This is a genomic window from Rhodococcus sp. (in: high G+C Gram-positive bacteria) (assembly GCF_049286785.1).
Classification (GTDB): Bacteria; Actinomycetota; Actinomycetes; order Mycobacteriales; family Mycobacteriaceae; genus Rhodococcus_F.
The window spans coordinates 1-10079 of the sequence record NZ_JBAQEO010000636.1 but is presented as its reverse complement, the minus strand read 5'-3'; the positions used below and the strand labels follow the sequence as shown (position 1 = coordinate 10079).

The window sequence follows — 10079 nt, the reverse complement described above, 5'->3', positions numbered from 1 at the left end:
CCGCAGGACTTCCTCGACGCCCTCGCGGGCAATCCCGCGGCGCAGGCCTTCTACGGCACGCTCGACGGCCGCAACCGGTACGCGCTCGTGTATCGGTTGCAGTCCGCGAAGCGGCCGGAGACCCGGGCGCGCCGGATCGAGGCCTTTGTGCAGCAGCTAGCCGAGGGCCGTCGCTTCCACGACTAGCCCTGCAATACCCCCGCGGAAATACCCCCGCGGAAATACCCCCGCGGAAATACCCTTGCGGACCGCCCGACCGGCATGTTTTGCTGTCCCCGCGTCGCGTGCCGGTGGCGGACTGCGTCAGGCATGGAGGTCAGCCCGGCCGCACGGCGGTCCGTGGCGTCATATCCGAGGGGTCGCTTGTGGCCATTTCCTTCAACCACACCATTGTTGCTGCCAAGAACAGGCAGGAATCGGCAACGTTCTTCACCACTCTGTTCGGCCTGCCGGATCCGGTGCCCGCCGGAATGTTTCTTGCGGTGCCACTCGAGAACGGAGTCACTCTCGACTTCGCCGAGCCACCGACCGATTTCCCGCCCCAGCATTACGCCTTCCTCGTCGGCGAAGACGACTTCGACCAGATCTACGGTCGGATCGTCGAGTGGGGTCTCGACCACTGGGCGGATCCCCGGCAGCAGTTGCCGAACACCATCAACACCCATGACGGTGGACGGGGCGTCTACTTCCTCGACCCGTCCGGTCACTATCTGGAGATCATCACCCGCCCGTACGGGTCGGGCGGATAGACCGGCCCGCCGATAATCTGTTATCCGTGGAGCTCAGCAGGACGACCCCGACGCGTAGCGGTATCGACATCGCCTACCGCGAAAGCCGTCTCACCTCGGCGTCGGGTGCTGCCGACCCCCATCCCGTGCCGGTGGTTCTCGTCCACGGGATGGGCGGTGACGGCGGAACCTGGGACAAATTCGCTCGCGCGCTGATCGGCCGTGGCCGCCGTGTGGTGGCGATCGACCTGCGTGGTCACGGTCGCAGTGCCCGTGCGGCGTCGTATCTCTTCGAGGAGTTCGGTGCCGACATCGTGGAGGTGTGCGACAACCTGGGCATGAGCCGGGTCGACCTCGTCGGTCATTCGCTGGGCGGTCACGCCGCCTCGCTCGCGGCGCAAACCCGTCCGACGCTGGTCCGGCGGCTGGTGATCGAGGAGGCTCCGCTCCCGCTTCGGCACGGTGACGCGGAGCAGACCTTCTCGAATCGGTTCCCGACGTTGCCGGAGTTGTGGCATGCAACGACGAGCCTGGTCCGGCATCCGCGGGCCGTGTTCGCGTTCGATCGTTCGATGACGGGGTCGGCGCTCGAACAGTTCCGCCGCCCGGACCCGGCCTGGTGGGAGCGCTTGCCGGACATCGAGGCCGATACCCTCATCCTGCGGGGCGGTCCGACCGGACTCGTCGATCCGCTCAGGCTCGAGGCCGCTGTCGCGACGATCGCGCGGTGCCGGGTGGTGGCCTTCCCCGGTGGGCACAGCATTCACCGGGACCGTTACGACGAGTTCGCGGCGGTCACTCTGCCGTTCCTCATGGGATCCGAGACGGGCTGACCGGAGCACATACGAACCGGCGACAAAAAGTCTGCAAATGTAAACCAAGCCACGCGGAACAGGACTAGCGTGAGAGTGAAGCGGGCGCTCGCAACGCTGGTGGTTTCAGCGGCTGAGTACCCGGAAACGCGGACGTCCGAGGACGTGTCTGCTCATCGGGAAGAAGGCGCGAGATGTCGACAACCATGTCCGGACAACACTACGCATCCGGCAGGGAGGGATTCAGTTCGCTCCGGTCCGGTGGGCTCAACTGGGACGCGTTCCCGCTGCGGTTGTTCACCAAGGGCAATGCCAAGTTCTGGAACCCGGCCGATCTCGATTTCAGCCGGGAAGCGGCGGATTGGGCAGGTCTGAACAGTGAGCAGCAGCGCAGCACCACGTTTCTGTGCGCGCAGTTCATCGCAGGCGAGGAGGCCGTCACCCAGGATATCCAGCCGTTCATGACGGCGATGGCGGCCGAGGGGCGGTTCGGTGACGAAATGTATCTGTCACAGTTCTGTTTCGAGGAGGCCAAGCACACCCAGGTCTTCCGGTTGTGGATGGACGCGGTGGGCCTCACCGGGGATCTGCATTCTTTCGTAGCGGACAACCCGTACTACCGGCAGTTGTTCTACGAAGAGCTGCCCGGATCGCTCGGTGTGCTCGCGACCGATCCCAGTCCGGCCAACCAGATTCGCGCCAGTGTCACCTACAACCACGTCATCGAGGGCAGCCTGGCGCTCACCGGGTATTACGCGTGGCAGAAGGTATGCACCACGCGGGGCATCTTCCCCGGCATGCAGGAACTCGTCCACCGCATCGGGGACGACGAGCGTCGCCATATGGCGTGGGGAACATTCACCTGTCGTCGGCACGTGGCACAGGACGACAGCAACTGGGGTGTGGTGCAGGAGCGGATGACGGAACTCATGCCGATGGCCCTGGGCATGATCGACTGGGTCAACAAGCAATTCGAGGTTCAGCCGTTCGGACTCGACAACGACGAGTTCCTCGAATACGCGGCAGATCGGGCGCAGCGCCGGCTCTCGGCGATCGAATCGGCGCGGGGCCGGCCGGTAGAGGAGATCGATCTGGACTACTCACCCGAAGCGCTCGAAGAGAAGTTCGGGGAAGAGGACGCCAAGGCGCTGTCGGACGCGTCCGGCTGAGAAGAGCCGGCGGAGACGTCGGTGGCAGGATCGGGGAATGTCGCTCACCTCGCTCGACCGCAGACTCATCGGATGGTCCGCCGCGTTCGTGATCTCGCAGGCGAACATCGCCCGACTTCTCGGACCGGTGGCGCCCCGCCTCCTCGGGATTCAGACGGCTCTGTCGGCGGAGTCCTACAACGCGATTCTCGACGGCATGGATGCCGTCGATACGGCGCGTTACAGGAGTCATTACTACCCGGACTTCGTGCATCCGGTGATCTACGCGGTGGCCCTGCGTGCGGGTGCGCGGCGTCTGGCCGAGTTGACCCCGCTGTCGCCGCGAACCCGGGCGGTGCTGGCGGCAGCTCCCGTGGTGTCCGCGGCCGGTGACTACGTCGAGAACCTCATGGGGCTGCATCTCCTGTCGCATCGCGAGCACGTCACGGATGGGGTGGTGCGAGCCACGACAGCCGTGAGTGTCACCAAGTGGGTTCTGGCGCTGGGCGCACTCGGGTACCTCTCGCAGGGTTTCGTCACGGTGTGGGCGGGGAAGTTGTTCTCGCCAGCTGTCCAGCGTCGCAAGTGTCACGAGTGACCTCTCGTCAGCGGCTGGCAGCTGCCCCGGCCGGCACAGCGTCTCCGGATGACACAGCGTCTCCGGCTGACACAATGACCGGGTGATGGAAGAGGCCGCGTGAGGGAAGAAACGATGACCGCCACGTGCTCGGTGCTGTCCGCACGTGACGAGCCACTACCCGGTACCGCTGCGCAGGTGACGGGCTGGGTGTGTCTCGAGGTTCCGGGTGCGTGGGGGCGTGACGTTCTGGACGGCACGGCACTCGGTCCTGATCTGGCCGGCGAACTCGACACGTGTGCGGCGTCGGCGGGCGTGCGGATCATGTTCATCCGCCGGCCGGGACGAAGTGCGGTGGCACCGGGCAGGCACACGGTACTGGTGGCGCAGTCGCATCCCGATCGGTCGTGGTGCGAGCGACTCGAGGTCGGGCGGCCGGACGAACTCCTGGACCTCGACTTCGGCGCGGTGGCAGGAAAGGCGCCGGGCTGGGGCGAGAGTGTCACAGACCCGGTGGTCCTGGTCTGTGCTCACGGCAAGCGCGATCAGTGCTGCGCCGTCCTGGGGCGTCCGGTGGCGTCCCGGCTGGCCGACGAGTTCCGGGGAGCGGTGTGGGAGTGTTCGCATACCGGAGGGCACCGGTTCGCTCCGTCGATGATTCTGCTGCCCACCGGCTTCTCCTACGGCCGGCTCTCGGAACAGCAGAGTGTCGACGCGGTGCGGGCCTCGATGCGCGGTGAGGTGTATCTACCGGGACTTCGGGGCCGAAGCTGCTGGGATGCGCACGGGCAGGTCGCGGAGGTGGCGGTGCGCGCTCTGACCGGTGCCGGTCCGAACGACCTCACCGTGGAGACGAATTCGGTGGTCACCCACCGTGACGGGCGGCGCTGGATCGTCGAGATGGAGACGCGTGAGTTGCCGGCGAGGGCGGCCAGTTGCGGGGCGGCGCCCAAACCGGTGTACCCCGTCGTGGCCACCGGTGTCCGCGAGATCCCCACCTGACCCGTCACCAGTGAATGCCCGGCACCAGCCGTCCGACCCCGCGGGTCACCCGACTCAGAGTGGACGACGTGTGTGGCTGCGACGACCCGGTGGGTGCGGGTGTTCGGTCCTGTGCAGGTGAGGATTCGCCCTTGGCGGCAGGTGAATCGGGGAACATCCGATACATCTGGTGCAGCAGACGGTCCTTGACCGCGGGCGCGACGAGGTTGCCGAGTTCGCCCAGGGTGCCGGACGGCACGTCGATTCGCTTGGGACGTTCGACGAGCGCCCGAACCACCATGGCCGCAGCTTTTTCCGGGGACGTGATGGGACCGATGTTGTAGTGGCCGGTGGGCGCGATCATCGGTGTCTTGACGAGTGGCATGTGGATGGTGGTGAAAGTGATTCCATCCGAGAGGGTTTCGGATGCCGCGACATCGGTGAACCCGTCGAGCGCGGACTTGCTGGCCACGTAGGCGGCGAACCGCGGTGTGGCGGCCTGCACGCCGGCGCTGCTGATGTTCACGATGTGGCCGAAGCGGCGTTCCTTCATCTGGGGCAGGAAGGCGAGAACCAGTCGGACGGCTCCGAAATAGTTGACCGCCATGGTGCGCTCGAAGTCGTGCAGGCGGTCGGTGGAGCGGTACAGGCTCCTGCGGATCGATCTTCCGGCGTTGTTGACCAGCATGTCCACGTGATCGTGCTCGGCGAGAATCGCTTTGACGGTATGCTCGACGGACTCGTTGTCGGTGATGTCACACGGGTAGCCGAAGGCCTGTCCGCCTGCTTCGCGGATGTCCGCGACCACCGCCTCGAGTTCCGCGGCTCGGCGAGCCAGCAGGATGACCTTGGCGCCCTTCTTTGCAACGGCGATCGCGGAACTACGGCCGATCCCGGAGGAAGCCCCCGTGATCACCACGTGCCTGCCCACGAGTGGGCCTTCTGGATTGTCTCGCCGTGCCCTGTCCGGGTCGAGGTGCTCTCGCCAGTACGTCCACAGGACGTCGGCGAAACTCGCGAAGTCGGGCACCTCGATCCCAGTGCCGCGCAATGCTTCCCGAGTGGCGTCGTTCACGAACACGGTGGGCAGGGTCATGTTGTCTACCAGGACCGGGGGGATGCCGAGGCTGCCGAGGAGCATCCGGCGACCGGAGTCGAGGGGGGAGTTGCGGCGGGGATTCACGAAGGGACGGGCCAGGCCACCGGGAACGCTCACGGCGGGATACGGTGCGCCGGCAGCCTTCGCCAGCGCCGCATAGATCTCCCGGACCGGTTGGGGGCGTGGATTCACCAGGTGAAAGGCCTGGCCGTCTCGGCCGGGCGCCGCCATCAACTCCACGACGGCCGCCGCCACGTAGTCGACCGGGACCACGTTGGTCGACCCGATGTCGGGAATGATCATGGGCAGAGAACGGGGAAGCTTCGCCAGCGCGGCGAGGAAGGGAAACAGGTAGTAGGGTCCGTCGATCTTGTCCATCTCGCCGGTGACGGAACTGCCGACCACCGCCGACGGCCGGTAGATGCGCCACCGCAGGCCCGTGCTCTCTCGCACAAGCTTTTCCGCCTCGAACTTCGTGCGGTGATAAGGGGTGGGGAATCCCTGGCCGAGGTCGAAATCCGTCTCACGGAACTCACCCTCGTGGTCCCCGGCTACCGCGATGGAGGAGACATGGTGCAACGTGGCACCCAGCTTCTTCGCCAGCGCGATCACCGAGCGGGTGCCGTCGACATTGGTGGCGGCCTGTTCGTCGCCGGCAGTGAGGTCGTAGATCGCCCCGAGGTGGAGAACGTGGTCGGCCTGCGGCGGCTCGGTGAGTCCGAGGTCGGGTTCGGTGAGATCGCCGATCAGCGGATGCACCCGCTCGCCACCCGGCATGCCGTCGACGAGTTTCTCCAGCCTCGCAACGGAAGCCCGACGGACGAGGACGTGGACTTCGGCGCTGTCGTCGCGGTCGAGGATCAGAGGCAGCACGTGCCGGCCCAGGAATCCGGTCCCGCCGGTGACGATGTAGGTGACCATGACCCGAACTTACTTCACAGTAAGCTGATGCACTAGTGGCCCTGACCCACCTTGGCATGCGCCCTCGTCATCCAGGCCGGAGCCCACCAGTTGGCCTCGCCCATCAGCTTCACGAGTGACGGAACGAGCAGCATGCGGACGATGGTGGCATCGACGAGGAGCGCCACGATCATTCCTACTCCGAGGAAGCGCATGATCGACAGTCCGGAGACGGTGAATGCGCCCGTCACGACCACCAGCAGCAGCGCAGCGGCCGTCACGATCCGTCCGGTCCGCTCGGTTCCGAAACGGACCGACTCCTCCGTCGTGGCACCCGAGACGTGGGCCTCCACCATGCGCGACATCAGGAACACTTCATAGTCGGTGGAGAGGCCGAACACGACGGCGAGAATGAGCACGACGAAGGTGGCCTCCAACGGCGCGGGAGTGACCCCGAGCAGATCGGCGCCGTTGCCCATCTGGAAGATCCAGGTGAGGACGCCGAAGGTGGCGGCCAGGCTCAACCCCGCCATCAGTACGGCCTTGATCGGCAACACCACCGAACCGAATGCGAGGAACAGCAGTATCAGCGTCGACGTCACCATGATCGCGATCATGACCGGCAGCCAGTGGACGATCGCGGCGTTGCCGTCGTCGACGGTGGCCTGTCCGCCTCCCACGAGGAGTTCGGTGCCGGCCGGTGCGGGGACGGCGCGCAGACCGTCGACGGCGGCGCTCCGATCGTCGCTGTCCACACCCTCCGAGTAGACGGCCTGGACGGCGACCAGTTGCCCGTTCGAGGCGACGACGGCCGCCGTTCCGATTCCGTCGACCTGCAGCGCAGCCCGGGCCACGGCGACGCCCTCGGCCGCGGGCGGCGCCTTGCCGTCGGTGCCGCGCAGGATGAGGGTGGCACCGTTTCCGGTGGTGGGAAACTCTTCGGTCAGCGTTTCGGTGGCGATGCGTGCCGGATCGTCGGCAGGGAGCGCTGTGAAGGTGACCTCGCCGAGCGTGGCACCCAACAGGGGCGCCGCTAGTACCGTCAGGCCGGCGACGATCGTGACGGCGACTCCGATCGGCCGACGCATCACCCGTGTCACGACCGAACCCCAGAATTTTCGCGCTCGCACTTCGCCGCGCTGCGCGGCGCCCTGCCGCCAGGTCAGGGCGTTGATGCGGTGACCCAGGATCACCAGCAGCGCGGGTACCGCGGTCAGGGACAACAGGGCGGCACTGGCGACCGCAGCCATGGCTCCGAAGCCGAGCGATTTGATGACGTCCTGGGGAAAGACGAGCATCCCGGAAAATGCGCAGACCAGAAGAAGTCCGGAGAAGAGGACGGTGCGTCCCGCAGTGAGCACGGTGCGGCGGCCGGCCTCGGCCGCGTCCGCGCCCGCCTCGAGTTCCTCGCGGAAGCGTCCGACGATGAACAGTCCGTAGTCCACAGCCAGTCCGAGACCGAGCAGGGATGCGACATTGACGGAGAAGGAACTGACATCGGTGACCAGGGTGAGCAGACGCAACGTCGCGAGCGCGCTGAACACCGACAGCAAGCCGACGAACACCGGAACCGCGGCGGCCACGACTCCACCGAAGACGAAGAACAGCAGGATCAACGTGATCGGGAAGGCGATCGCCTCGGCGAGCACCAGATCATGTTGAAGTCGATTGGTGAAGGCCACACCCACCACCGAGTTTCCGGCGAACTCGGTGTCGATTCCGTCCACCTCCAATGTGGGCACGAGATCGGTGAAGTCGGCCATCGTGATCCCGGCACCCGGGTCGACGGTGATCGCCGCGGTGGCCTTGGTGCCGTCCTTCGACACCATCAATGGTTTCGTGCGCGCGTCCGCGCTCCAGTAGGACGTGATCGAATACGTCCGGACCTCCGAACGGAACCGCTCGAGGTCGGCCGTGACCCGGGGACCGATGTCGTCGAGCGTCTCTCCTTCGGGAGCCGTATAGATCACGATGATGTCCGGGGTCTGCGGTCCCAGGTTGTCTTCGACGATCCTGGCGACCTCGGCGGACTCGCTGCCCGGGTCGATGAAGCCGCCCTGGCTGAGCTTCGCGAACACACCGGCACCCCACGCCCCGCTCACCAGTACGGCAACAACGGCGAGGGACAGGACCCACCATTTTCGTGAAACAACGGTGCGGGCCCAGCGTGTCATGCGTCTTCTCCGGTTCTGGTCGAGGCGGTCTGCGCAGCCGACTGTAATGCGATTCGCCGGCCGTGATGCACCATGGACGGGTGATGGGAACGTGTCCGAGTTGTTCGATCGATGTTCTGGGGTCGGCCGATGGATGAGCAGCTGAGACGGGTCTATGTATCGACTGCTCAGCGGGTTCCGCTCATCGGAGACCAGATCATGGCGGCCGACGGCAAGGGGTTCCCGGCCGTCCGGATGGCCGACCCGGCCTGGGTGGCGGAGCGGGTGGCCGACACCGGTCGGCGGTGGGGAAGCGAGAACCCGCGGGTCAACGGCACTCTGTGGTGGTATTCGGCCAGTTCGACGCTGACGGGACTTCCCGTCACGACCGCGATGATCACCGGTTTCGCCGCGGGGCCGCGACTCGGCGACGGCCGTGCCTTCCTGCGGGCGGACGGGTCCCTCGGTGGATTCACCGCGGCGACCGCGCTCCCGATTGCCGACGGGTTGTCCGTCCTGGCGTCGGAACTCGCCGAGTCGTTGAGAGCGGTGATCGACGCACTGGCCGAGGCGTCGGGTGTTCGGACTGCCGCGATGTGGGCGATCGCGACGGATTCGATCGCCAACCGCGCGCTCGACGCCGGTTCGGCATGCGGCGACCGAGCCCGTGGCAGTGCCTTCGCGCACGAGTTGGTGGGTGCCCTGCGGCGCGCCGGGATCGCGATGCCGAATCCGCGGTTCGTCGATGTGGAGACTTCGGGATCCTTTGTGCGGGTGAGTGATCCGCTGGGAAGTGAAGCTGTCGGGTACCGCCGATTCACGCAACGCGCGTCGTGCTGCCTGATCTACGAAACCGGCAGGTCCGACAAGTGTGTGAGCTGCCCGAGACGTCCGGACGCGGATCGCGTTCGCAGACTGGCGGCACTGGCGGGTTGACCTCTGCGGCGCGCGCGGCCCTGCAGCCGCGACCGGCATTGACCGATTCGGGGAGGGATGGCAGACTGACGATATCGAACGCCAGTTCGAACGATGCGACTTCCCCGGCGGCATCTTCAGCGAGCAGATATGCATGAAGAGGTGCAGTGAGATGGGTTGGGGTAACGGTCCGCCGTCGTGGTCGGAGATGGAGCGGGTGCTCTCGGGCAGGCCGGGGCGGGTCGATCCGGAGACGCTGTATCCGGGCGATGGCGGTGACAGTCCGGCGTGGTCACGTAAGCGGGGAGAGTACCGGGCGGGCGAGCCGGAGCACGCCGGATCCACCGTTCCCTACGCCGAACTGCACGCGCATTCGGCGTTCAGTTTCCTCGACGGGGCATCACCTCCGGAAGAGTTGGTGGAAGAGGCGGTTCGGCTCGGTCTCGAGGCCATTGCACTCACCGATCACGACGGGTTCTACGGGGTGGTCCGGTTCGCGGAGGCAGCGAAGGAACTGAACATGCGCACCGTGTTCGGCTCCGAGTTGACCCTGGGTGATGCGCATCTGCTGGTGCTTGCCCGTGGTCAGGAGGGGTATCGGCGGCTGTCCCGGGAGATTGCGGCGGCGCATCTTGCCGGCGGGGAGAAAGGCAAGCTCCGCTATGACATCGACCGTCTCGCAGACGCGGCAGGAGGCCACTGGCAGATCTTGACCGGGTGCAGGAAGGGGCATGTGCGGCAGGCGCTGGCCGAGGGTGGGCCGGAC

Annotated in this window: 10 protein-coding genes; 8 read left to right on the top strand and 2 right to left on the bottom strand. The window is 66.3% G+C overall.

Annotated elements, in window-relative coordinates; genetic code table 11:
* The 6 genes from WAW17_RS23085 to WAW17_RS23060 all read left to right on the top strand — a co-directional run.
* Positions 1–186 (top strand): YdeI/OmpD-associated family protein (locus WAW17_RS23085; RefSeq protein ID WP_422335232.1); only part of this gene is annotated, 186 nt, incomplete at its 5' end.
* A 179-nt stretch (positions 187–365) separates the two neighbouring features.
* On the top strand, positions 366–749 hold the full coding sequence (locus WAW17_RS23080; protein WP_422335231.1) for a VOC family protein: 384 nt from the start codon (positions 366–368) through the stop codon (positions 747–749).
* Positions 750–775: 26 nt separating this feature from the next.
* The gene (locus WAW17_RS23075; protein WP_422335230.1) at positions 776–1561 is read left to right on the top strand and encodes an alpha/beta fold hydrolase; all 786 of its coding nucleotides are present in this window, start codon (positions 776–778) and stop codon (positions 1559–1561) included.
* 173 nt (positions 1562–1734) lie between these two features.
* Positions 1735–2709 (top strand): R2-like ligand-binding oxidase, encoded by a 975-nt coding sequence (locus WAW17_RS23070; protein WP_422335229.1) that lies wholly within the window; start codon positions 1735–1737, stop codon positions 2707–2709.
* Between the two features lie 37 nt (positions 2710–2746).
* Positions 2747–3286 (top strand): hypothetical protein, encoded by a 540-nt coding sequence (locus tag WAW17_RS23065; RefSeq protein WP_422335228.1) that lies wholly within the window; start codon positions 2747–2749, stop codon positions 3284–3286.
* Positions 3287–3400: 114 nt separating this feature from the next.
* Positions 3401–4267 carry a sucrase ferredoxin gene (locus tag WAW17_RS23060; protein ID WP_422335227.1) on the top strand — a complete coding sequence of 289 codons (867 nt, stop codon included), beginning with the start codon at positions 3401–3403 and terminating at the stop codon, positions 4265–4267.
* Positions 4268–4271: 4 nt separating this feature from the next.
* On the opposite strand, the gene WAW17_RS23055 is transcribed toward WAW17_RS23060, so the two are convergent.
* Positions 4272–6266 (bottom strand): SDR family oxidoreductase, encoded by a 1995-nt coding sequence (locus WAW17_RS23055; RefSeq protein WP_422335226.1) that lies wholly within the window; start codon positions 6264–6266, stop codon positions 4272–4274.
* Positions 6267–6298: 32 nt separating this feature from the next.
* A complete protein-coding gene (locus WAW17_RS23050; RefSeq protein ID WP_422335225.1) occupies positions 6299–8419 on the bottom strand; it encodes an MMPL family transporter in 2121 nt (706 codons plus the stop codon).
* Positions 8420–8548: 129 nt separating this feature from the next.
* Between WAW17_RS23050 and WAW17_RS23045 the strand changes: the two genes are divergently transcribed.
* Both WAW17_RS23045 and WAW17_RS23040 read left to right on the top strand, forming a co-directional pair.
* Positions 8549–9334, top strand: a complete 786-nt coding sequence (locus WAW17_RS23045) for a (2Fe-2S)-binding protein (RefSeq protein ID WP_422335224.1) — start codon at positions 8549–8551, stop codon at positions 9332–9334.
* Positions 9335–9485: 151 nt separating this feature from the next.
* Positions 9486–10079, top strand: a 594-nt coding sequence (locus WAW17_RS23040) for a PHP domain-containing protein (RefSeq protein ID WP_422335223.1), incomplete at its 3' end; no start/stop codon positions are given.